Annotated in this window: 18 protein-coding genes and 1 pseudogene; 8 read left to right on the top strand and 11 right to left on the bottom strand. The window is 39.7% G+C overall.

Annotated elements, in window-relative coordinates:
• Nucleotides 1-61: 61 nt before the first annotated feature.
• The 4 genes from ACOOEY_RS13265 to ACOOEY_RS13280 form a co-directional block, all read right to left on the bottom strand.
• Entirely contained in the window at nucleotides 62-2,722 is a 2,661-nt protein-coding gene (locus ACOOEY_RS13265) for an ABC transporter permease (RefSeq protein ID WP_420385202.1), read from the bottom strand.
• A gap of 2 nt (nucleotides 2,723-2,724) precedes the next feature.
• Nucleotides 2,725-3,048 (bottom strand): PadR family transcriptional regulator, encoded by a 324-nt coding sequence (locus ACOOEY_RS13270; protein ID WP_420385203.1) that lies wholly within the window; start codon nucleotides 3,046-3,048, stop codon nucleotides 2,725-2,727.
• A 99-nt stretch (nucleotides 3,049-3,147) separates the two neighbouring features.
• Nucleotides 3,148-6,048 (bottom strand): FG-GAP-like repeat-containing protein, encoded by a 2,901-nt coding sequence (locus tag ACOOEY_RS13275; RefSeq protein WP_420385204.1) that lies wholly within the window; start codon nucleotides 6,046-6,048, stop codon nucleotides 3,148-3,150.
• 210 nt (nucleotides 6,049-6,258) lie between these two features.
• Nucleotides 6,259-7,287, bottom strand: coding sequence for a hypothetical protein (locus ACOOEY_RS13280; protein ID WP_420385205.1), 1,029 nt, complete (start codon nucleotides 7,285-7,287; stop codon nucleotides 6,259-6,261).
• A 252-nt stretch (nucleotides 7,288-7,539) separates the two neighbouring features.
• Here ACOOEY_RS13280 and ACOOEY_RS13285 point away from each other — a divergent pair, with 252 nt between their 5' ends.
• Genes ACOOEY_RS13285 through ACOOEY_RS13310 form a run of 6 tightly spaced genes read left to right on the top strand, consistent with a single transcriptional unit; the run spans nucleotide 7,540 to nucleotide 13,533 of the window.
• Complete coding sequence (locus ACOOEY_RS13285) at nucleotides 7,540-8,526, top strand: glycosyltransferase family 2 protein (RefSeq protein WP_420385206.1); 987 nt, start codon at nucleotides 7,540-7,542, stop codon at nucleotides 8,524-8,526.
• 52 nt (nucleotides 8,527-8,578) lie between these two features.
• A complete protein-coding gene (locus tag ACOOEY_RS13290) occupies nucleotides 8,579-9,358 on the top strand; it encodes an ABC transporter permease (RefSeq protein WP_420385207.1) in 780 nt (259 codons plus the stop codon).
• A 4-nt stretch (nucleotides 9,359-9,362) separates the two neighbouring features.
• The gene (locus ACOOEY_RS13295; protein ID WP_420385208.1) at nucleotides 9,363-10,094 is read left to right on the top strand and encodes an ABC transporter ATP-binding protein; all 732 of its coding nucleotides are present in this window, start codon (nucleotides 9,363-9,365) and stop codon (nucleotides 10,092-10,094) included.
• A 45-nt stretch (nucleotides 10,095-10,139) separates the two neighbouring features.
• Entirely contained in the window at nucleotides 10,140-11,078 is a 939-nt protein-coding gene (locus ACOOEY_RS13300; RefSeq protein ID WP_420385209.1) for a sulfotransferase domain-containing protein, read from the top strand.
• 52 nt (nucleotides 11,079-11,130) lie between these two features.
• Nucleotides 11,131-12,567 (top strand): MBOAT family O-acyltransferase, encoded by a 1,437-nt coding sequence (locus ACOOEY_RS13305; protein WP_420385210.1) that lies wholly within the window; start codon nucleotides 11,131-11,133, stop codon nucleotides 12,565-12,567.
• A 6-nt stretch (nucleotides 12,568-12,573) separates the two neighbouring features.
• Nucleotides 12,574-13,533: a hypothetical protein gene (locus ACOOEY_RS13310; RefSeq protein WP_420385211.1), complete on the top strand. Its 960-nt coding sequence runs from the start codon at nucleotides 12,574-12,576 to the stop codon at nucleotides 13,531-13,533.
• Here the strand turns inward: ACOOEY_RS13310 and ACOOEY_RS13315 are convergent.
• From ACOOEY_RS13315 to gmd, 5 genes are read right to left on the bottom strand one after another with little or no spacing between them, the layout of a single operon-like run.
• On the bottom strand, nucleotides 13,530-14,648 hold the full coding sequence (locus tag ACOOEY_RS13315) for a hypothetical protein (RefSeq protein WP_420385212.1): 1,119 nt from the start codon (nucleotides 14,646-14,648) through the stop codon (nucleotides 13,530-13,532). The two genes, ACOOEY_RS13310 and ACOOEY_RS13315, sit on opposite strands and share 4 nt — an antisense overlap.
• Nucleotides 14,632-15,480, bottom strand: a complete 849-nt coding sequence (locus ACOOEY_RS13320; RefSeq protein ID WP_420385213.1) for an FkbM family methyltransferase — start codon at nucleotides 15,478-15,480, stop codon at nucleotides 14,632-14,634. The genes ACOOEY_RS13315 and ACOOEY_RS13320 overlap by 17 nt, the downstream gene beginning before the upstream one ends.
• Nucleotides 15,477-16,586, bottom strand: coding sequence for a hypothetical protein (locus ACOOEY_RS13325; protein ID WP_420385214.1), 1,110 nt, complete (start codon nucleotides 16,584-16,586; stop codon nucleotides 15,477-15,479). The genes ACOOEY_RS13320 and ACOOEY_RS13325 overlap by 4 nt, the downstream gene beginning before the upstream one ends.
• Nucleotides 16,571-17,647 carry a nodulation protein NodZ gene (locus tag ACOOEY_RS13330; RefSeq protein ID WP_420385215.1) on the bottom strand — a complete coding sequence of 359 codons (1,077 nt, stop codon included), beginning with the start codon at nucleotides 17,645-17,647 and terminating at the stop codon, nucleotides 16,571-16,573. The genes ACOOEY_RS13325 and ACOOEY_RS13330 overlap by 16 nt, the downstream gene beginning before the upstream one ends.
• Nucleotides 17,648-17,669: 22 nt before the next feature.
• The gene (gmd, locus tag ACOOEY_RS13335; RefSeq protein ID WP_420385216.1) at nucleotides 17,670-18,743 is read right to left on the bottom strand and encodes a GDP-mannose 4,6-dehydratase; all 1,074 of its coding nucleotides are present in this window, start codon (nucleotides 18,741-18,743) and stop codon (nucleotides 17,670-17,672) included.
• 232 nt (nucleotides 18,744-18,975) lie between these two features.
• On the opposite strand from gmd, the pseudogene ACOOEY_RS13340 reads away from it, so the two are divergent.
• Nucleotides 18,976-19,979: pseudogene (locus ACOOEY_RS13340) on the top strand (NAD-dependent epimerase/dehydratase family protein).
• Entirely contained in the window at nucleotides 19,976-20,719 is a 744-nt protein-coding gene (locus tag ACOOEY_RS13345; RefSeq protein ID WP_420385217.1) for a glycosyltransferase family 2 protein, read from the top strand. Before ACOOEY_RS13340 ends, ACOOEY_RS13345 begins: the two are co-directional and overlap by 4 nt.
• A gap of 88 nt (nucleotides 20,720-20,807) precedes the next feature.
• Here ACOOEY_RS13345 and ACOOEY_RS13350 read toward each other — a convergent pair whose 3' ends face one another.
• A complete protein-coding gene (locus ACOOEY_RS13350; RefSeq protein WP_420385218.1) occupies nucleotides 20,808-21,506 on the bottom strand; it encodes a LytR/AlgR family response regulator transcription factor in 699 nt (232 codons plus the stop codon).
• Nucleotides 21,507-21,510: 4 nt separating this feature from the next.
• Nucleotides 21,511-23,196, bottom strand: a complete 1,686-nt coding sequence (locus ACOOEY_RS13355; protein WP_420385219.1) for a histidine kinase — start codon at nucleotides 23,194-23,196, stop codon at nucleotides 21,511-21,513.
• Nucleotides 23,197-23,234: the final 38 nt, after the last annotated feature.

Raw genomic sequence — 23,234 nt, forward strand, 5'->3', positions numbered from 1 at the left:
AGTTAATTTGAATTTAGCTGAATAAGGCAACAAAAGAGATATCCTTCAGGAAACATATGTTTTAATCCATTCGCAAAGTTTTGGTAGGGTTGAGAACGGCCACTTTTATGGCCTGATAACTCACAGTAAGGAATACCAATATCATTGTAATGGAGCCGGCTAGTATAAAGGCCAGAAAGCTGATGCTGATGTGGTAGGCAAAACCATCAAGCCATTTTTCCAGTGCCAGGTAGGAGATAGGGCTTGCAATCAGGAAGGCAACCCCGATGAGCAATAGAAATTCCTTAGAGAATACCTTAATCAGGTTGGGTAAGGAGGCTCCCAGAACCTTTCTAATACTCATTTCTTTAATCCTTTGGTTAATCACGTAAGTTGCCAGCCCGAAGAGGCCTGTACAAGACATGATAATGGCTACGATAGTAAATATGTCGAAAACAGAGGCCGATTTGCGGTCCGATTCATACTGCATATTCAGGTCGTCTTCAATAAATGAGTAGCTGAACTCAGCCTCATTAAATTCTTCCCACTGCTGTGAAATATACTGGATAGCGGTAGATGGATCAGGTGTGTTGAGTCTTACTGCCGTAACGGGTGGAATAAACTGTGTGCTACCATTGAAGATAGCAATAGGTGCCACTTCGGAGTGAAGGGAGTAGAAGTTATAATCGCTAACTACTCCTACTATGGTGAATTCCGGCAATGGTCCCGTATTGTTCCCGGCAAAGTTTTTCAACTTGACCCCAACGCCTTTATCAATTCCCAGTGCTCTTAAAGCGGCCTGATTGACAATGATACTTAGGGAATCATTAAAGTCTTTTTCAAACCCCCGTCCTTCTATGATATTGAATTCCATGGTGTTGATATAGTCATCATCTACGGTTACTGTGTTCACCCGGATATCGGAGGCTTCACTATTCAGTACCTCAAAGACATTACTGCCGTGAAACTCTCCGGGCATGTAAATGGACCCGCCAACAGCGGAAACATTTGGATTTTGTAAGATGGAGTTCTTAAATGCGTTGTAGTCTTGCCCCAGGGTAAATGATTGTTTAATGAGTAGGAGGTTACTTTTATTAAAGCCCAGGTCCTTGGTGCTCAGGTAATTCATCTGGCTACTAATAACAATCGATCCCGATATCATGATGATCGATACAATGAATTGCAATGTAATGAGGCTGTTACGTAGCCACACTCCCTTACCTGAACTCTTATAATTGCCTTTTAACACCTTAGCTGGGTTAATGCCCGAAATAACTAATGCCGGATACAGACCTGATATGATACCAACCAGAAGAATGAAGGCTAAGATTAAGCCGATAGCCACCGGATTGAGCATTTGTGCAGTTTGAAGATTGGTGTTTAGTATTTGATTGAATTGAGGAACAACTAACAAGACAATCCCTATAGCAACTACCGCAGAGATAAAGCAAATGAAAACAGCTTCGGTCAGGAACTGATTGATAATAGTACCTCTTTGAGAACCAACCACTTTTCTAATTCCTACTTCTTTAGCTCTTTCCGTTGATCTGGCGATAGAAAGATTAATAAAATTGATGGTTGAAATAATCAGGATTACAGCAGCAATAGCTGAAATAATGTATACATAAGAAAGGTTACTATTCGGTTCCACCTCTACATCGAGATTAGATTCCAAATGAATGGATTCAATCGGCTGAAGGAAGTAATCATAACGGTGACCTTTGGCTTTCCAGTCGGGAGTGTTATTCTGAGCAATATTGGCACCACCGAATTGGTCGACCATATTGGGGAATAAGGATTCGAACTCATCAGCAGAAATACCTTCTTTGAGTTTTACGTAGGTATAGACCCATGGATTGACCCACGAATTGCTTGAAATGGCGTTGGTAATGAACGGCAAGGAAAACATAGAACCTAAAAGGTCGAAATGTATATGCGAGTTCGAGGGAATGTTCTCGATTACACCGGTCACATTAAGATCACCACCATTGGCTGAGATGGTTCGACCCAATATGTCAATAGTGCCAAAGTATTTCATAGCGGTTTCTCTGGTTAAAACAACAGCATCAATTTCCTGAAGCGCATTCAACGGATTCCCAACCAAGAACTTGTGGTCGAATACCTCAAAGAAGGCCGAGTCGGCATAGAGGAACCGGGTTTCATTAAAAGTTTCATTTCTTTCGTTAAGAGTAACTGTAATGTTGTTATTGAAGAAAAGCCGGTGAAGACGGGTGACAGATTCAACCTGAGGGTAGTTTTCTTTTAAGGTTGGGGCCATGGTTACCGGTGAGGTTCCAAAGTACATTTCCCGATCTGGATATACCCTGTGTAGAGCGGTCCTGTAGATTCTGTCACTATCCTTAAAGAAATTGTCATAAGACGTTTCGTACTGAACATAAAGGCTAATGAGGATAACACTGGCAATACCTACCGAGAGGCCAAGAATATTGACAAATGAGAAGACCTTGTTTTTGATCAGGTTTCGATATGAAATCTTGAGGTGATTGTAGCTGAGCATAATACTGTTGTTTTTGAGCTTTTTCTTGAAAAGGTGTGGGCGTATGAGACGGAATACTTCGAACCAAAAAATCAATTTCGCCTTTCGCAGCCCCTTGTTGTCACAGTTATCGCTGAATTGTTCCTCCAGGTCTCCGGCTAATTCCTGCCACCAATAATGGTCTAGGAGTTTATCCAGTAGCCAGGAGGCCAGGGCAGGTGGTTCTCTTCTTTTTGGTGAAGACATGGCTAGGAGCGATTGGTGATCAGTTTGTCCCACATAGATTGTCGTGTGTCCTGTATATCACGAATGATTTGATACCCCTTGGCTGAGAGACTGTAAAGCCTTTTACTTCTACCGCCTCGTTTCTCTGAAGAGCCCCCCATGGTGGATTTCAAGAGCCCCTTGTTTTCCAATCGATAGAGTATGGTATGAATAGTGCCAATAGACCAATTATATCCGGCCTGATCTTTAATTTCTTTCTTGAGACCATAAGCATAGGCCTCTGGTTCCAGGCTACCAACGGAGAGTAATACCACTTCTTCCTGGCCACTTAAAATTTCTTGAGTCATGATTGATTTGTTTTTTGATCACAAAACAAATAATGACTTTAAGACGGTGAAGTGGATCAAAAGGTTTTAAGCCGACTGATTTAAGACCCCAATTAGTGCCTATTTCTTCAGCACTTTTACTCTTTTCGATTTTCCATCTTTGGTTTGAATGGTGAGTAGATAGAGCTGAGGGGACAGCGTGCCAACATAAGCTATATAAGAGCCACTCTCATTGGTTTTTGCAAAATCAACCGACACTGTTTTACCTGTAAGGTTGGTCATGATAATCGATTCGATTTCGGTTTCAGAGTATAAGTAAAGTTCGTTTTGAAATGGGTTTGGATATACTGGAGTTTTTGGATCCCTATCTTCAATGGGAAGCATAGCTTCATTATTCGGTTGACTTGGTGGGGTTTGTGAGGAATTGACACCATAGAATAAAAAAGCCCCTCCTTCATTGCTATGTCCATGATCGTAGTTAGGAGCTCCAACAATGAAATCGGAAGCACCATCACCGTTCACATCGCCTGCAAACGAAACACTAGTCCCAAGTTTAGCTCCGGTTTGCGTGGCCTCGTATTGGTAGATTGGGATGGAGTCTAATCCCTGACTTGAGCCTTGGTAAATTAGAACCGCCCCTGATGATGAATTGGTGGATTCAGCACCGACAACAATGTCATCGTATCCGTCATTGTCATAATCGCCTGCATAGGCAACAGATTTACCTAGGGCATTAATATTACCTTGCGAGAAAGCTTCGAAATCAGCATTGCTGGAGAGTCCACTGGTGCTACCAAGAAACCCAAAAATTCTTCCCTCCAGTGAACCTGAAACGCCATCATAGCCATAAGCTCCAATAATAATGTCATCATACCCATCATCATTGTTGTCACCTGCCCAGGAGACATCAAATGCAAATTGGGCATTGTATTGATTCCCTGTTTTGGACCAGGATGCGGTGTCTATAATACCATTGCCTGATCCTAAATAAAGATAGGCTTTACCTTCATCAGTATAATTACTGTCATATTTAGGGGCACCTATTAAGACATCTGCATAGCCATCATTATTGATATCTCCTGCAGTGGAAACTGATTTACCGAACCAGGAATTCAGTTGATCTGATACCAGTGTGTCTTTCGATGCAATATTAATTCCGGTACTGGAACCGAGATAAAGAAAGGCTGCCCCAACTTTATCCGTGCCATTTGAATACTGGTAGGCACCTACAATTATATCATCGTAACCATCTCCATTAATGTCCCCGGCATTAGCAACATCTGAACCCAGATATGATTGAACCTGAAATCCGTTGATGATGAGGCTAGCCGAACTGCTCAATCTACTGGCTGAGCCATGATATATGTAGGCTCTTCCGGTATTCGATTGGCCATCATCGTAACCCATGGCGCCAATAATGATGTCATCATAGCCATCATTGTTAACATCTCCTGCAGTACTTATGCCATAGCCAAAGAAGGCATTATGTTGATTCCCTTCTGCACTCCAACCAGGAGTATCTGAGATGCCGCTTGAGGTACCATAGTAGAGAAACACTGCTCCTTCACTCGTATGGCCATTGCTGTATTTCCAGGCACTGACTAGTATATCTTCCCAGCCATCTCCATTAACATCCCCGGCATTCGCTACTTCATGACCCATATTGGCATTGTCAAGATTTCCTTCAACATACCAGTCACTGGATTCAATCATATCATCATTTGTGTTGCCATAATAAATACCAACAGCCCCGCTGGAAGGGTAATACTGCTGGTAGTCTGGGAATCCCATTATAAAGTCATCTATTCCATCACCATTTAAGTCTCCCAGTGTAGATGCATTAATGGATGTCCCAAAGTTTTCTTCAACAGCATTCTGAACAATTGGGTCATAACTATTTCCCGGACCGGTTGAACTTCCCAGGAAGATATATCCGTTTGAACCTGAAGAGGCTGCTAAAATATCGTCAAACCCATCTGCATTAATGTCACCTATTTTTGTAGCAATGTGAGAACCTGAGTAGGGGAAATTTGTATTGGAAAGGCTCCAGGATATACTGGAAGATAGTCCTGTGGACGAGCCAAGCACCAGTTTTTGTGATTTTTGAAGATGTGATCCAGTAAATATGATGTCATCGAAGCCATCACCATTAGTGTCACCTACTCCCGAAACATGATAAGCTGTATTTTGGCCCTGAGGAGCTTCATAGACCCAGTCCGGCATTGAGGTGATTCCCGTCTGACTTCCATAGTGTACCCTTACTTGCCCGCTACCAACATTTTGAGCATCATAGCCAGGACCTCCAACAATAATATCATTATATCCATCTCCATTTACATCTCCAGCAGCGGCTAAGGACTCACCAAGGCGAGTATTCGAGACAGTTCCGAACATAAAGATGAAATTGGATGATACTCCGGTAGATGAACCATAATAAAGCCATACATGTCCTCTTTTGTCATAATTGGATCTGGGGGCTGAAAAAAGAATATCATCATAACCATCTCCATTAACATCTCCAACACCAGCCACATCAGATCCCATAGCAGCTCCGTCTGAATCCCCTATTAAATTCCAATTTGGCGAGGACCCAAGTCCAGAAGCAGACCCATAAAACACCAGTACGTTACCTTTTCCAGTTGAATTTACTCTCCAACCAGAAGCACCAACAATAATATCATCATATCCGTCACCATTAATATCACCTGCACCATCAACACTTATTCCTACATAAGCTCGATACTCTTGAGGGGCATATGTCCAACTCGGACTATTTGAGAAGCCATTTTGCGAACCATAATATACATGGACAGCACCATCTAAATCATTATTATAGTATATCTCACCAACAACTATGTCCATGAACCCATCTCCATTCACATCTCCGGCAGAGGCCACATCATTACCAAAGCTGTTGCTATAAGAGGTTTTTCTCAATAGGAAGTCTTCTGTGATGACCTGCGCATTACTTGAGGTGTACAACAAAAAAGAAAGAATAAGGAATAATATGACCGATTTCATGATTGTGTTTATTTATATAAGTATACATAGTACTTTTTAAAACACAAAAATATATTCAATAATTAAAAATATTACGAGAATGGACGATATGCATTGGGATGGATATGTTAGGTTGAAATTCACAACCCAGGCTAGAAACCCTGATGGTAAATCAAAACTCATTTCCAAATAGTGTTTCAGTTGGTATCAAATTGGGTGGGGGATATCGAACTAGAAACTGCTATTTAGTTTACGTATACCATATTTTTTTTCAAAATCAATTACAGCAGGATTGGCTTCGTCATCTTTGCCTGGATAAATTCCACCCCAATCCAGTTTTCCGTTTTTGACGGTGGCATGCTCATAGGTCCAGTCAACGAATTTGTACACTTTAGATTCAGGAAGGAAGATTTGAGTTACAGCAGTTTGTAATATGTGATCTCCCCAACGGTATTTGTAGCCGCCACCCACTCTATCAAAATGGTGTAAAAGAGACTGTACGTCAGGTCGAAGCCAAAAATCAATACGAGTGATCAAGAAATTAGTATAAAATGTCCAACGATTCCACTCTCTGGGCTCAGGCCAGTTATTCAAATCATGATTTAATTTGGTAGCCATGTAGTCAATCACAGATAGGACTTTTCTCTTTATTTTCCCCTTCATGGAAAAAGCCTCATTGTTGAGCTTGGCAGAAGCATCAAAATTTTCTAAAAATGTATGAGGTTTAATTCTCTCGGCTTTAATGTATGCCAAAATCATTTCGGAGAAACCGTGGGATGTTCTTTCAGGCTCTTTTGTAATGACTCTATAACCATATTCGAATCCATTTTCGGCCATAAACTCGAAGAGGTTATAGTCAATCTTGGAATGAATAAATGAATCGTCATCCATGCGGATGAACCAGTCATACCCTTGGTTTTTAAGAAAGTCGAATATGGTTAGAGAATAGAACCGCATCATGTGTCGGTAACCCATACCAAAAATTCCATCCCATTTATCAGGAATTTCAGATGGGTTTAAAAAATCAGGGAGTTCGAATTTTAAAGTGTGAAACTTGATTTCTTTCCTTCCTCGTGCTATCTCTTTTTGACTGATGGGGTCAAAGTCACCTTCGTGAAAAATCAAGACATCATGACCAAATTGATCATTGTAGTTCTCGAAAAGCAAATCCAGGCTTTCTTCGAGCATTGATCTGGAGTCTCTGCCATACTGTAAATCTTTTGAGGTATTCTGAGCTAAGTAGACTATACAAGGATTCATTAGAAGGGGTGAAATTAATTGCCGATTTATATATTATGGATTCCCAATTTTAGTAAATGTGACTTCAGCAAGGAGTGATTATGTAGATTTTGTTATGAATGGATTGTTTTACGTTCTTAATTTTTTTCACGCACTAGTATTTTCAGGTAATTTGGGGATGTTTTGAAAAGGGGTATTTAGTAGCTGATCGATTTGAGCAAAATAAGGTCCAAGGTTCTTTCGCTGATTATTTGTTCTAGGAATGATGGTTACATGGGAGATCCTATGTGGAGGTTGGCAACAAGTATCAATTATGTTTCAGAACATATTTTTGAACTTAATCGCGAGGTTCAAGTCGAGATTGTAGTTTGCGATTGGGGTAGTGAGACTCCAATTAATCAGGTGATTGTTCTTACCAAAAGGGCGGCATCTATCACAAGGTTTGTTCATGTTAATCCTCAATTGGCTCAGGAACTCCAGAAGGATAGTCCTTTTGGAGAAGTTTATGCTTTGAATGTGGCAGCCAGGAGATCTGAAGGACTCTACATTGGACGTATAGATCAGGACACGCTGGTTACCGCTGGGTTTCTAGGGAGGTTTTTTGATGCATTCGATAAGGGGTCAAACCCTGGTTTTGACATGCAGAACTCGTACATGTTTGCAGCCAGAAAGCAGTTGCCATATTCCTTTGTTAAGCAGAAACCGAGTATTGAGCAACTGGATCAATGCATTAAGAAGTATAGTAAATGGATTATTAGTGAAGAGCTTCGATTTTGCCATTGGGCTTCTCCAGTGGGTATTTTAATGATGCACAGAGATATTTGGGATGATATCGGAGGTTATGATGAAAGGCTCATTTACTATTGGTTTATGGATGTAGACCTTGCCACCCGCCTTATAAAAAAGTACCCCATTGTCAACATAGGAAAGGTGTTTGGTTATGAATTCTTTCATCTTGAGCATATATCCAATGGATTCAGATTCAGACATAGCCACAGAAAATTAAATCCTGCCTGGTCAAAGTCTTTTGATAAACCTGTTTTGAACCCAAATGGCACAGACTGGGGACTCAATACACATGACCTCGACACTACGTCTGCTTTGAGTTATCAGGTTTTGACCAGTGAAGACTCTAAGAAATTCAGTGGTGTCATGTTAGTATCGAAAATATTGATGGGTACTATCAGAAGATGGAGTTATTATCAGATAAAGCATGTTTGGTACCTTATCAAAATATTAAGAAGAAAACCATATCTATAGTTAGGCAAAAGTGGAAAGGAGAATTAGCCATACTGATACTGGTTTCAGATTTATGAAGCTTTCAATACTCTGGCAATCCAGGGGTATATTGTTTCATTTGATCAAACGAGATATCCTTGTTACCTATAAGCAGACTCTTCTAGGAGTGTTTTGGGCAATACTTAAGCCATTGATTATGGCCTTGGTTATCGCTTTTGTCTTCGGTAGGCTGGGAAATTTTCCAAGTTACGGTCTACCTTATATACTAATCGCTTTACCAGCCTTATCTTTTTGGGAGTTTTTCTCCAGTTCAGTCAATCGTGGTAGTATTTGCCTGATAGACGACAGGGGATTGATTACCCGAATTAGTTTTCCAAGAATTATTCTTCCTCTGAATGCCTCCCTCAGAAATACACTTGGACTTGTTATTAATTTGATAGTCATCATTGCATTCATGTTCCACTATAAGATACCCATGACATTGAATCTCTTGATGATTCCCCTGGTATACTTCAGCACTATTTTGCTGAATTTTGGGGTCAACCTCTGGCTTAGTACAATCAATGTATTCTATCGTGATGTTATGACACTTGTCCCTTTTCTGTTAAGAGCCGGGCTCTTCATTAGTCCGGTTGCCTTTACTCTGGAAAGTGTGCCGGTTGAATGGAGGCAGATTTATTGTTTGAATCCTTTAGTGGGAATCATCGAGAGTATGAGGTTTTGTGTACTTGGGTCAAGTTTTCTGCCCGATTCACAATGCCTTATAATTAGCGGGATATCTCTGATTTGTTTACTACTGTCTGGATTGTTCCTTTTCGGAAAATATGAACGAAAATTTGCAGATGTGATCTAAGTCTATGGGAAGTTCAATAATTGAGACGTTTGACTTAGGCAAAAAATATAAGGTGAGCAGACCTAACCAAAAAGATGGCCGTAACAGGAGATCTAAGTTTTGGCATAAGCCTTCGTCTCTTTTAAAAAATGAGGACTCCTGGGCACTGAGAGGCATAGACTTACAAGTAGAAAGAGGGGACGTGATGGCTGTGATGGGAAATAATGGTTCAGGCAAATCCACTTTGTTCAAGCTTCTGAGTGAGATCACAGATCCTTCGGAAGGTAATTTTGTTTTAAGAGGATCTATTTCCAGTATGCTGGAAGTAGGGGTTGGTTTCCACTTAGAACTCACCGGAAGAGAAAATATATTTCTGAATGGGACACTACTCGGTATGAAACCCACTCAAATTAATAAGCACTTTGATGAAATTGTTGACTTTTCAGGTGTTGAAGGCTACTTGAATGTACCTATTAAAAGATACTCAAGTGGAATGTATTTGCGGTTGGCCTTCGCGGTGGCTTCTTTCTTAAGAACAGATATTCTTCTGGTGGATGAGGTGTTATCTGTAGGTGATAAATCTTTCAGGGAGAAGTCAATTGCCAGAATGAAGAAGATGGCGGAAGAGGGAACAACACTTATAATAGTCAGTCACGATACAACTATTTTACACGAGTTGTGTCAAAGTGCAATTTATTTAGAACAGGGTAAATTGGTTGGTAAGGGCAAAGTGGGCGATTTTGACAATCTAAAATAAACTGTACGCTGAGTTTTGTTGGATTATGAATCGTATTTATAAATAATGAAGCACCCTAACTTCTTTCTGATTGGAGCGAGTAAATCGGGAACTACTTCTTTGTATCACTATCTGAAGCAGCACCCTGATATATTCATGTGTCCCGAAAAGGAACCTTCTTATTTTCTGTTCCCAAATGGTACCCCTCCTCTGGTACTACCGGATGGCCTTATGAGTTCCTCATTCAGAAACAACATCAAAAATGCACCAAGAGTATTTCCAACACGAGATGAATACTTAGCAATGTTCAAGAATGTGAGAGAAGAGAAGATTGTGGGTGAAGCTTCACCGGACTATCTCATTGGCTCAGAAACCCCAGGGGCTATCTTTGATTTTGCTCCATCGGCTAAAATCATGGTGGTTTTGAGAAACCCTTTTGATGCAGCTTACTCAGAGTTTCTTATGAATCAACGGGATGGTGAATTTAACGAGGGTACCACTTTTTTAGAGCTTTTGAGCGCTGAAGACCTAAACGACTGTGACTTGCAAAAGCTTCCCAAGCTCATACGTACCAGGTTTTACAGCAAGCATATCAATCGGTATTTGGAGGTCTTTCCGAAGGATCAAATGAGGTGTTTTTTGTTTGAGGACCTTGATAATATGGATCAGCTCCTAAAGGATACATTTGAGTTTTTAGGAGTTTCTACACAGGTAAGAATAGATACTTCTTTAAAATATAATGCTGCGAAGGCTCAGACAATTGACTATAGGACTGATTCAATCAGAAATTTAATACCTAACTCAATTAAGGGTGGTTTGAAGAAAGCACTACCAGTTTCATTTTACTCCTGGTACTGGAACCGGAGGCTGGGTGTGCATCAGTCTGAAAAGCTTCCGGTTAAATGTCCGGAGGATGCGAAGGAGTATCTAACACCAATTTTTACTCCGGTTATTCAAGAGCTGGAAGAACTACTCAAACGTGATTTGTCATTATGGCTGAGATAGACTTTTTGATGGTGATTAGATTAGTGTTTCCTCAATATTTTAAATAGTAAAAATGTTATTCGACTCTTTAGAGTTTGCTGTATTTCTTCCCATAGTCTTTGCGGTCTATTGGTACCTATCAAACAAGAGTGTGAAGCTTCACAACGCCTTTCTGATTCTAGCCAGTTATATATTCTATGGATGGTGGGACTGGCGTTTTCTATTTCTTATCATTTTTAGTTCGGGTGTTGATTATTTTATAGGCAAAAAGCTTTCAAACACCACTGAAGAAAGGAAAAGAAAGAAGCTGTTATGGACCAGTATTTCGGTTAATATTGGCTTGCTGGGTATATTTAAGTACTTCGACTTCTTTACAAAAAGTTTTGCTGAAGCTTTTACCTTATTGGGGAAACCGCTTGATCCCGTACTCTTGAATATTGTACTTCCGGTTGGCATAAGCTTTTATACCTTCCAGACCCTGAGCTATTCCATTGACGTGTATAAAAGGAAGCTGGAGCCCACGGGCGACTTTATTTCATTTTTTGCCTATGTGAGTTTCTTTCCTCAACTGGTAGCCGGCCCTATTGAAAGAGCCACTAATCTGCTGCCGCAATTCTATAAAAGAAGAGTCTTTTCATATGATAATGCTGTTGATGGAATGCGCCAGATCCTTTGGGGATTGTTTAAGAAAATTGTCATTGCCGACAATTGTGCCGGCATAGTAGACCCCATTTTCAACCATGCTTCTGACTTGAATGGGAGTACGCTGGCTATAGGAGCGATCTTTTTTGCAATTCAAGTATATGGTGATTTTTCTGGCTATTCGGATATCGCCATAGGCACAGCTCGTTTATTTGGATTTGACCTTAAACCTAACTTTCTATACCCCTATTTTTCGCGGGATACAGCTGAGTTTTGGCGGAGGTGGCACATTTCATTGTCCACTTGGTTCAGGGATTACCTCTACATTCCATTGGGAGGCAGTCGTGGAGGTATCTGGCAAAATGTGAGGAATGTTTTTGTGATCTTCCTCGTGAGTGGATTGTGGCATGGGGCAAACTGGACATTCGTAGCCTGGGGAGGCTTGCATGCCTTCTTTTTTATACTACTTATTCTAATGGGCAATCATCGGAAAAATCTGGATGTAGTTGCGCAGGGAAGACACTTGCCTTCCTTGAAAGAGTTGTTTCAAATGGGATCCACGTTCATCCTATTGAGTTTTCTTTTAATCATTTTTAGAGCCGATACCATAGGAGAAGCATGGGTTTTTATTAACAATATGTTCTCAGAGTCTATAATTGGACGCCCCCAGGTCTACGAAAGTAAAGCCTTTATTCCATTGATAGGAGTTTTGTTTTTGGTGGAATGGATGGGTAGAGAAAAATTACATGCGTTAGAGGGCCTTTCAAAACTTAACCGGCCTTGGAGATGGATCGCCTATTTAAGTCTTATTTTAATTATTGTCTGCTTCAGAGGTGAAAGTCAGGCATTTATTTATTTCCAGTTCTAAGAAAGTATGAGGAAGTTTTTAAAACATATTCTGATCTTAATATTGTTTACGGTAGGTATCCTTATTCTTGGAGACATCTGTGTAACAATTGGGTTAAGAAAAAGTAATGCCCGACTCTTTCAGAGTATTACCGGAATTTTTAGCGGAAATATTAATGCAGACTTGATCATTGTTGGAAACTCCAGAGCCAGAAGACATATAGATCCGAAAATTGTAGATTCTGTTTTATCCCTTAATTCTTACAATCTTGGTCAGAATGGCACTGGATTCACAATTCAAAAAATGATTTACGACCTATATCGAAAACACAATGAAAAGCCAAAATACATAGTGCATATTGTTGGCAACGGGATATTCGAAAAAGAAGATGGCTTGTCTGAACGTATTAAGTTTGCTCCTTATCTTGATGATAGTCTGGTGAGAGCCACAACGATGAACATCAAAGGCTTCGATAAATTGGATTATTACCTGCCGTTTCTCAGATACTCGGGATTTCCTAGTGAAATCAGACATGGTGTGGCTAGTTTTTGTGGGTTTAATAGCGCTTCCAACGAAGAAATCTATAAAGGCTTCCCAAGTCCCCAATTGGCCTGGAATGATGTGATTTTTGAAAAATTCAAAAATGAATTTCCAGACGGGACTAGTCTTCCTATCAGTAATGAATTAGTGACATCAATGGATGTTTACCTGAAAGAGTGTAAAAGGGAAGGCATACAGATTGTGTTGGTACATCCTCCAATTTATTATGAAGCCCAACCATACTTTCATAATGATGCTCTGATCCTTAAGCTCTTGAAAGGTCTGGCTGAGAAAAATGATATTCTCTTTTTAGACTATTCAGCAGATTCGATGTCCTACTCCAAAGAAAACTATGCTGATCATGTGCATATGAATAAGAGTGGTGCTGAAATATTTACGAAGAAGCTTAGTCAGGACTTGAAAATACACTTCAGCTTGACGCCTTAAGGCTTGAGAATTCCTTGCTTAATTTTTCCAAAATAGATTCGAAGACTTTTGGCCCTTTTCCTTGCATGGTACCAAAAGAGTTGAGCCATGCTTTGTGAGCTGGCGTCTTTGGCTAACTGATGGAGACCTCTCTTATTTACAAGTTTCCAGGCAGGTGGATTGGTATGGTTGTCCCAACCTTGATCATAGCTTTGTCCAAAGGCCTTTTCTTTTTTATATCCCAGATCAAGACATTCAAGGTTGGGGTTGAAATACATGGCCATTTCCCCAACATTGGAACTTCCCTTAATGAGGAAATCAACTTTCGACAAGAGAAGTATATCCAGTAGTACATCTTCTCCTTTTTTATAGGGGCTTAGTTCGTTTCGTTGAAAAGGAGCTACTTCATTATCTGATCTGAAGGCATCTGAATACACAATTCGGTCTCCATATTGCTGTTCAAATACTGGAATGTATTGTGCCTGATCAGTAGCCAGGAATATTTTAAGAGTAGGTTCTTTTTCTAGCCAGGCATCTATATGAGGAAAGTACTCTGCCGGACTTACCACCGGAGCGTAATGCAAATCAGTGCCACGTATATGTATCCCAAGAACAAATTTGTTAGAGAAGTTCTCCTGATAGAATGATTCTACTTTTTGAAGAATATGTGCTTTAGGCTTTACGTATGTACCAATGGTTTCACGGCCTTTAGCCCTTTCTTTGGCATACCATTCATCCAAATCGCCAAGGTCCTGAGTTCGCCATTTTCCAAAGGGGAAGGAATAGACGCTTTCGGGGTGCTCTTCAGATATTTTAATCGCTTCATCAGAGCTTAATTTCAGTATGTGTTTACTTAGATCTATTGTTTTTGAGTGTTCTTTGAACATCTGATACGACAGAGGCATGACTGGCTCGAAATACTGTTCCCAAAGCTCTCCACCCATGGTTGGGTCTAGAAAAGCGTTCTTGCATTCGGCTGTATAAGAGACAACGGGGTATATATTTTCACGTTCGCAGTATCGCAATTGATTGATTGTGACTAAAATTATTGCCCCAAATCCCGCCCCTTCCATATTGATTTGAATGGGATGGAGTTTTTTGTATGATTTTAGTACTTCTTCAATCAATGCTTTCAAATTTGATTAGGTCCACTTTTGGGTATGAATAGTATTCCATTTCTGAAAGGGCCTGTACTACATAGCCATTTCCTTCGAGGAGGTTTTTTGCAGTATCAAGGCCAACTTTTAAAAGTGCCATTCTCGGTTGATTATGTTCAAAGAATATATGTTTTATTCTTTGTTCCTTTAAGAGTTGACTTGCTCCTTGAAGTACCCATGCATCGGCCCCCTCAGTATCTATCTTCAATAAGTCAATGGTAGTGATCTTATTTATTTGGGTGTAAGTATCAAGGGTTTGGACTTCTACTAACTCTGATTTTCTTTTTTTATCAAGCGTAAATCCGCCCCATCCGGTTTGTTGTTTTTCTCTTTCATGGCAAAAGTTTAATACCCCATTTTCTTTGCCCAGCGCGTATGGAACAACTTTAACCTGACTGGTCAGATTGTTCTTGTCAATGTTGTTTTTCAGAGGGGTAATGTTCAGGGAAGATGCCTCAAAAGCGTGTGCCCTATTTTTTTTATTTTGATAAGCCCATATGCAAGAAAAGTAGCCATAGTTAGCACCCACGTCTATAAGAATCCCTCCTTGTTTAGCCAATCTCAAAACCACTTTGGTAACCTCTTTCTCATAGAATCCATTATATATAATTGGAATATGGCCGATGTCTTTTTTCGAAAGATCAAATCGCAATGATCTATTGTACTCGAAAGAAACATTTTGTTCTCCCAAGTCAGGAAAAAGGCCTTGCAGTCTATATGATAATTTTTCTCTCAGCTTGAGCGGATATATTGTTCTGAGTAGTTGCCTTATCAGTCTTTGCCATATAGTATCTGATTTTGATTCTTTCAATGTTTCAATATTTTTCTGGCTAAAGCCGATCGATAGTAAATGGCTTTGCCAATTTTCGACTCAATAAACCTTCTGATCATTCTTTCATGCAGTACGTGAGTTGTTCTCCTCAACTTACTTTTTTGGTCGATATTTAATTGAGAATAAGTGCTCTCCAGTTTACTATATGGTCTTTTGTTGAATTCACTAAGGATAGCAAAATCACTAATGTTGTTATGCGTACAAAACCACGATGCCAATTCTCCTGTTGCCGCTGCTCCTTTAATAATATGGTGACATTGTGAAAGAATTAGAATATCCATCAAAACCTCTTCTCCCTTCTGATAACCACTGATTTGCTCAAAACGAAAGGGAGCGATATGATTTTCAGAGCGGACGGCATCAAGGTGAACAACTTTATCAGAATATCGCTCTTTGAAGGCTTCTAAATATTGTTGCTGATCTGTGGCTACATAAACCTGATAGTTGGCTTGGCCATGACTTCTGATTTGTTCGTCAATCTCATTGAAATAAGCTTCTAAAGGGGTAGGTTTTGCATAGGCAAAGTCAGTACCTCTAATGTGCAAGCCAATAATTAAATCAGATTTGAACCGGGTTTCGACAAAGTGAGTGACTTTTTCCAGGATATGGGACTGTGGATTAATGTATTCCTGTATATACTTACGTCCAAGGCTTCTCTTTTCATTCATCCATAAAGCCTTGTCTTCCGGCTCTTGCCATGCCCAGAAAGTAGCCAAACGGTCGGGGTCATGCTGATGAGATTTAGCAGCTTCTGAAGCATCAATAAAATGAATTTTCTCTTCTGATATTGTTCCATCTAACACCCAATTTCTAACCTCTTCATAACTGTAAGGGCTTGTTTTCTCAAAGAAATATTCCCAAACCTGATTTCCCTTTTTTGCATCAAAAAAATAAGGGCAATTTTTATCATTAAAGTCGATGACCGGAATGGTACTCATAGATTCAGCTTTACGTATTCCGTTGAGAGCATAGATCAAAAGAGCACCAAAACCAGCATGAAGATCATGATTTTGAATAATCAAAAAACCTCTGTGAAGCTTACCCCTCCAACGAAACAACTCCTTCCTGTTCACGGTTGATCCCATTTTATTAATCGCTTAACAGGTTTCTTGAGTTCATGAACTGCGTGTTGATAAGAGAACTTCAGAAACTTAAAAAGTTCTCCATTTCCTAAGTGGATTAAGCTCCTGAAATAGGCTGCTTTAGAGTGGATGTTTGTATGGGGTAGCTTTGGGTTTTTCAGTAATGCTGTCCTGGCAAGCCCTGATCCATTGTGAATCAGGTGCTGACATCGACTCAAAAGTAAGTAATCAATTATGGCTTCCTCGCCATTTTTTGCTGCTTTTTGAGAGTCTTCAGCCAGGTAACCCGGAATGACCCAACCTGCTGGTCCGGTTCCTGCCAAATCTTGAGAAGTATGAAATATACTGCTGGAATGTATAACCCTTTCTCCAAATATCTCTATGAGACCATTAAGTGCTTTCTGCGAATCAGTACCAACAAATATCCTGGCTTTAGGCCATTCTTCCAGGTGCCTTCGAATTTGTTCCACGAAAGATTGAAAACTATATGACCTCCTACGATGTATATTGTGCTCGTCAACATCTGTAACATCCGTTGCCCGCATATGAACTCCTATCACTTTATAGCCCTTCATCTGCTCTTCAAAAAATAAGTCGACCTTTTCCTTAATGTATTGTCTGGGGCGGACATAATCAGCAATGATCTTGGCGGCTCTGTTCCGTAGTTGTCGATCAGGATCGTCCCATTGGTGAGGTATCTTTAAAGTTTGTCCCTTGAAGGCCTTGTGATTACCAAAGTTATTAGTAACAAACACATCATTATTGATCAGGTAGCCTGGGTACTCGAAATGTGGAGGACGAGATTTAATGTGATCAAGTATTTCGTTATTAAGTGAGGAGGCAGGTTTGTCAGCTATTATGGGTTCAAAATAATATTCCCAAACATTATCAGCATTCATATAACCTTGGCTGGTCCAGTAGCAACATTGATCCCGATATAGAGCAACAGGTATTCGGTTATTCATCAATGCAAGAGGTATGTGCCCAATTACTTGCTGAATTAGTGAGAACAGACCAACATCCTTCTCACAGAGTATATGCCATTTTGAATTTTCAGAATTCATAGGGATTGCACCATGAGTTAGCTTAATTATCTCTGAAACCAGTCTTAATTGAAGTCTCAATCTTATTTAATTGATAAAAATCACTTAAAACCATTTCTTCAATCATTTGGGAGAAAGAAATAGTAATGTTCCAATCCAATTTTCTCTTGGCTTTTGTTGCATCACCAATTAATGACTCAGCTTCTGCTGGCCTAAAGTATTTTGGGTCGACTCTGACTACCGTTTTACCACTACTCACTAATACTCCAATTTCACCCAAACCTTTACCTCTCCATATGACCTGTTCATCAAACACGGCAAATGCTGTTGTAATCATCTCTCTTACACTATGCTTCTTCCCAGTGGCCAGTACGTAATCATCTGGTTGATCTTGTTGCAGCATTTGCCACATTCCTCTTATATAATCTTTAGCATGACCCCAATCTCTTTCGGCATCTAAATTGCCAATAAATAGGCATTCCTGAAGACCCAATTTTATAGCAGCCACACCCCTGGTTACTTTTCTGGAAACGAATGTAAGCCCTCTTCTGGGACTTTCATGATTAAACAAAATTCCACAGGAAGCATGCATATTGTATGCTTCTCTGTAGTTGATCGTAATCCAATGAGCATAAAGTTTAGCAATACCGTATGGGTTTCTTGGATAAAAAGCTGTTTTCTCCGTTTGAGGAACTTCTACTGCCTTACCGAACATTTCCGAACTTGATGCCTGATAAAATCGGGTAACGTCACTTAAACCAGATAATCTTAGTGATTCTAGAAGCCTGAGAGCTCGAAGCGCATCACCATTAGCAGTATATTCAGGAGTTTCAAAACTAATTCTAACATCGCTTTGAGCTGCTAAATTATAGATTTCATCAGGTACGACCTCTTCTACGATTCGCATCATGCTTAAGGAGTCTGTCAAATCACTCAAGTGAAGAGAAAAATTTTGGCTTATTGCCAAGGAACGATCTTGCAAGTTACTAATCCGTTCCTGATTCGTGCCCGAGGATTTGCGTATAAGGCCATATACTTTATAGCCTTTTTCTAATAGAAATTCCGCTAAATATGAGCCATCTTGCCCGGTAACTCCTGTGATTAGCGCTTTCTTCATAATCAAATCGCTCCCTAGGAGCCACATACTCTTTTTTAGAACAACCTACTAGTTGAAAATTTGAGAGACAAACAAATATATTTGAATCAGGTAAATGCCCTGTTGCTTATACTAAGTTTTGTTATCAACTAACAGCATAATGTTCTTAATGACTTTCTTAATATCTTAATAAGTGTGTTATTTGAAAAGACACCTTGACCAAGACAAGTGGACCTTATTGAATAATTAATTTATGAAAACAGCGATTGTTGCGGGTGCAGGAGGTTTCATAGGAAGCCACCTGGTAAAATACCTCAAAGAGAAGGGCTATCAGGTAAAAGGTGTTGATTTGAAACTGCCAGAATTCTCCAGAACTCATGCGGATCAGTTTGTCCAAGGAGATTTGCGCGATCCAGACCTAGTGAATAGCCTTTTTGATTTCCAGGTCGATGAGGTTTACCAATTGGCCGCTGATATGGGAGGAGCTGGGTACTTATTCACAGGTGATAATGATGCGGATGTGATGCATAATTCAGCTTTGATCAACCTGAATATGTTGAAGGCATCTGTTCATACCAAAGTGAAGAAGATTTTTTATTCCTCTTCTGCTTGCGTCTATCCAGAGTTCAACCAGCTTGACCCCGACAACCCTACTTGTGTAGAAGATTCCGTATATCCTGCACAACCAGATAGTGAGTACGGCTGGGAGAAACTATTCAGTGAGCGACTCTACTTTTCTTTTATGCGTAATTACGGTATTGATGTCAAAGTGGCTAGGTTTCATAATGTATCGGACCAGAAGGAACATATGATGGGGGTAAAGAGAAAGTACCTGCTGCTATGTGTAGAAAGGTAGCACTAGCTTCCGATGAAGTAGAGGTATGGGGAGATGGTTTACAAACGCGCTCCTTTTTGTATATCGATGATTGTGTAGAAGCTGTATATCGGCTGGTCCAATCAGATTTTCATGGACCTGTCAATATTGGTTCCGAAGAGCTCATATCTATCAACAATTTAGCCAGAAAAGTTATGGAAGTGTCAGGTAAATATCTAAAAATCAATCATATAGAAGGGCCTCAGGGGGTTCGGGGAAGAAAGTCAGACAACAAACTGATTTTTGAAAAACTGCATTGGAAGCCATCTATTCCTCTGGAAGAGGGATTGAAGAAGACATATGATTGGATTAGTCAACAACTACATAACTCTACAGACAAAACTGACCTAGTTCATGAGCAAAGAGCTCGTCTCCAGGCATGAAGTTCTCTCTTATAACGGTTTGTCTCAATAGTAAGTTAACCATTACAGATACTATAGAAAGTGTAATTTCTCAATCTTATGGGGATTATGAGCATATAGTATTTGATGGCGGATCCACCGATGGTACTATTGAAATATTGAAATCATATGGCGATAAGATACGATTGATTCAAGGAAATGATAGTGGAATATTCGATGCTATGAATCAGGCTATTACTCATGCTTCGGGCGAAATAATTGGAATTATTAATTCAGATGATTTTTACGCACATTCTGAAGTGCTGTCTAGGGTAAGTGAGGTATTTAACTCTACAGGAGTTGATTCCATCTATGGCGATTTACACTATGTTTACCGAAACGATACAAGTAGAATATATCGAAATTGGAGATCGGGGGAATTTAATTTAAAAAACTTCAGGTATGGATGGACTATTCCGCATCCAACGTTTTTTGTAAGGCATGAAATATATATTCAGTATGGCTTGTTTGATGACCAATTTAGAATTTCAGGAGACTATGAGTTGATCTTGCGCTTTCTTTACAAACATAGGATTAGTACTTGCTATATTCCCGAAGTATTAGTGAAGATGAGAAATGGAGGCAACAGTGATGGAGGGATCTACCAAAGATACAAAAGCCTAAGAGAGGACTACTGTGCCTGGAAAAGAAACAGACTTCAACCGGGTATCCTTACTATTCCCTTGAAGCCTTTAACCAAAATCAGGCAGTTTTTTGGATAAGCAATAGCATGTTCATTGAAATTTAGGCCACCGTGTCCGTTGATATTATTTCTATTGAAGAATACCATACATCCTATACATTCAAAACTCAAACCCACCTTTCCTTAAGGTCTTTGTATCTGGTTCTTCCGATCGGAATTAATTCCTCATTTTTCAGTACTGCCCGATATTTACTACCAGAGCTTACACTTATCCCTTTCATCTCGGACATTTTTACCAGATAGGATTTATGAATTCGTTCAAAGGAATAAGATAAAAGCTGTTCCAGCTTTTCGAGGGATTTGTCATGAAGTTCTTTTGTACCATCCATCAGAAGCAGTTCAGAATATGTACCGGCTCCTTTTATATAGCGAATGTCTTCAATAGAGATAAGTTGAATTCTATGCCTTTTCTTAACGGCTAAATACTTGACTGCATTGGTTTCTGTTTTTTCCTTAGCAGTTAACCGGCTAAAGGCCTGACTCAGTCTGTCTCTGTTAAAAGGCTTATGGACAAAATCTAATACTCCGTATTCAAAAGCTGTAATAGCCTGATCCTTATAAGCAGAAATAATGATGGTGTGAAAAGACTCGGAAACCACTGTTGTAAGCAGATCAAATCCATTGTCGCCATTAAGGTTTAAATCCAGTAAGACCAGGTCCCAAGAGTGATCGCTAATGAGTTTTTTTGCCTCGTTTAGGGTACCCACATGAGTAAGTGATTTTAACCTGTTAGTCAGAAGTTCACGTGTCATCCGTTCAATTCTCCTGGCTACTCTTGCCTCATCCTCAACTATTAGAGCTCTCATTTCTTCAGGAATATATTTTGATAACGTTCTTCCAGCTATGCTCAGTTGGTTCTGAAATCAGGTCCCATTTTGAACCATAGCTTTCCGTCAGTCGGGCTTTTATATATTTTAACCCGGTACCTTCCTTTATATGGTTCGTTTGTCTTACAAGCTTTGCAAAAGTCAGAAAGGTGTAGCTCTTGCCATTATTGTTGGATTCGTAGATGAGCTTAAAACTAATGCTATTGTCTTCCATTGGCAGACTGTGCGTTATGCCATTTTCCAATAGGGTGTGGAAAATTGCCGGAGGTATTTGTTGCTCATAGTCTATTCCTTCTTCATGCCAGCAATAGTTAATTTCTTTTCGGTATTTCATAATCTCCATGTGAGTTCTGCAGAGGGAGATCTCTTTAGAAATAGCGATTAATTTTTGGTCTTTGATCTGATTGAAAAGGTCAAACTCTTCTGCCAATGCCTCTATAAACAATACCCCTTTCTCTGGTGCTTCTTCCACCCAATCGATCAATGAGGTCAGGGTATTCATTAGAAAATGAGGTTGAAGGTTCTTTTTCAGCAGTTCCAGTTGCAGACGGGTTGATTGAACAAGTGAATATTCATAAGCCAGACGCTGAGCTTTAATATTGACTGATAGCAAATACAACATGCCCAATAGTATAAGCCCTAAACCAGTGTATAGACTAGTATTAAAACCAGAAGTTAGAAATATTACTACTGACAGTAACAATGTAAGAAGAACAAGGTGAGCACCTCTGATCTTTTGATAAACCCCATATGCTACCATACCAAACGAAATACACCACATGCTTAATACCATACTAATGGCTTCATAATCAAAGGCATTATGGTTTACAACATATATATAAATGAGGACTAGTGTATATAGAATAAGGACTAGTCTTCGTCCGGAAAAAGGGAACTGCCGAGAGAAATACAAGGGAATCAGAAATGAAATACCCAACAAAAAGGAGTTGATGATTTGTAGTCTTACGACATGGAGCCCATAATGTATAGGGAAATAGTCTTGGCTAAAAACCATTACTACCAAGGCGAAAATCAGAAAACAACAAACACTGAAAATCAGCATAGAATAATCCCTCTTGCTATTGAAAAATAGAAAGAGGTAATAGAATGAAATAATAAGAAAGGCCCCTGCAAAAACATGCATGTAAGAGGTTTTAATGAACGCATTAGTCAACAGCTTATCATAGCTGTCAATGGTTAAATCATAAATGCCGCCATGGTCTGGAAAATGAAAAAGACTTGACCGGATAGCTAACATATGCTCACCTTTTGTGGTCAGGTGAGTTGGGATACTGAAAGTCACCCATAGTTTTCCTTCGGGAGGAAGTTCTGCCTCCTGTCCCGGATTTCCATTTTTCTTGATTAGAACACCATCCCAGAAGACTTCATACTCTCCATAGACCTCTAATCGAAGGCCATAAGGCTGAAATGGTTCTGGTGATTCCAAAACATCAATTTGTTTCCTATACCAGAATATTTGACCGTTATTTAATTCTGGCTTACCCCTCTGCCAGTCATCATCATTCCAGTCTTTCAAAGCCCACTGTGGTCGGTCACCAACTTTGTATAATGTCTCATATGTCTTGAATCTCTCTGGGTCTTGTGAACAGGAAACAAGAAGTAGTAGTGTATTAACCAGAAGAAGGAAGACTATAGGTCTGCGTTTCACTTGATTGGATTTAAAGGCAAGCTAACCATTCTTACATA

The organism is Roseivirga sp. (assembly GCF_965216855.1).
Taxonomy (GTDB): domain Bacteria; phylum Bacteroidota; class Bacteroidia; order Cytophagales; family Cyclobacteriaceae; genus Roseivirga.

Excerpts from the sequence above, each read along its gene's own strand:
- ACOOEY_RS13265 (WP_420385202.1), bottom strand. The coding sequence starts at position 2,722 with ATGTCTTCACCAAAAAGAAGAGAACCACCTGCCCTGGCCTCCTGGCTA.
- ACOOEY_RS13270 (WP_420385203.1), bottom strand. The coding sequence starts at position 3,048 with ATGACTCAAGAAATTTTAAGTGGCCAGGAAGAAGTGGTATTACTCTCC.
- ACOOEY_RS13275 (WP_420385204.1), bottom strand. The coding sequence starts at position 6,048 with ATGAAATCGGTCATATTATTCCTTATTCTTTCTTTTTTGTTGTACACC.
- ACOOEY_RS13280 (WP_420385205.1), bottom strand. The coding sequence starts at position 7,287 with ATGAATCCTTGTATAGTCTACTTAGCTCAGAATACCTCAAAAGATTTA.
- ACOOEY_RS13285 (WP_420385206.1), top strand. The coding sequence starts at position 7,540 with ATGGGAGATCCTATGTGGAGGTTGGCAACAAGTATCAATTATGTTTCA.
- ACOOEY_RS13290 (WP_420385207.1), top strand. The coding sequence starts at position 8,579 with ATGAAGCTTTCAATACTCTGGCAATCCAGGGGTATATTGTTTCATTTG.
- ACOOEY_RS13295 (WP_420385208.1), top strand. The coding sequence starts at position 9,363 with ATGGGAAGTTCAATAATTGAGACGTTTGACTTAGGCAAAAAATATAAG.
- ACOOEY_RS13300 (WP_420385209.1), top strand. The coding sequence starts at position 10,140 with ATGAAGCACCCTAACTTCTTTCTGATTGGAGCGAGTAAATCGGGAACT.
- ACOOEY_RS13305 (WP_420385210.1), top strand. The coding sequence starts at position 11,131 with ATGTTATTCGACTCTTTAGAGTTTGCTGTATTTCTTCCCATAGTCTTT.
- ACOOEY_RS13310 (WP_420385211.1), top strand. The coding sequence starts at position 12,574 with ATGAGGAAGTTTTTAAAACATATTCTGATCTTAATATTGTTTACGGTA.
- ACOOEY_RS13325 (WP_420385214.1), bottom strand. The coding sequence starts at position 16,586 with ATGGGATCAACCGTGAACAGGAAGGAGTTGTTTCGTTGGAGGGGTAAG.
- ACOOEY_RS13330 (WP_420385215.1), bottom strand. The coding sequence starts at position 17,647 with ATGAATTCTGAAAATTCAAAATGGCATATACTCTGTGAGAAGGATGTT.
- gmd (WP_420385216.1), bottom strand. The coding sequence starts at position 18,743 with ATGAAGAAAGCGCTAATCACAGGAGTTACCGGGCAAGATGGCTCATAT.
- ACOOEY_RS13345 (WP_420385217.1), top strand. The coding sequence starts at position 19,976 with ATGAAGTTCTCTCTTATAACGGTTTGTCTCAATAGTAAGTTAACCATT.
- ACOOEY_RS13350 (WP_420385218.1), bottom strand. The coding sequence starts at position 21,506 with ATGAGAGCTCTAATAGTTGAGGATGAGGCAAGAGTAGCCAGGAGAATT.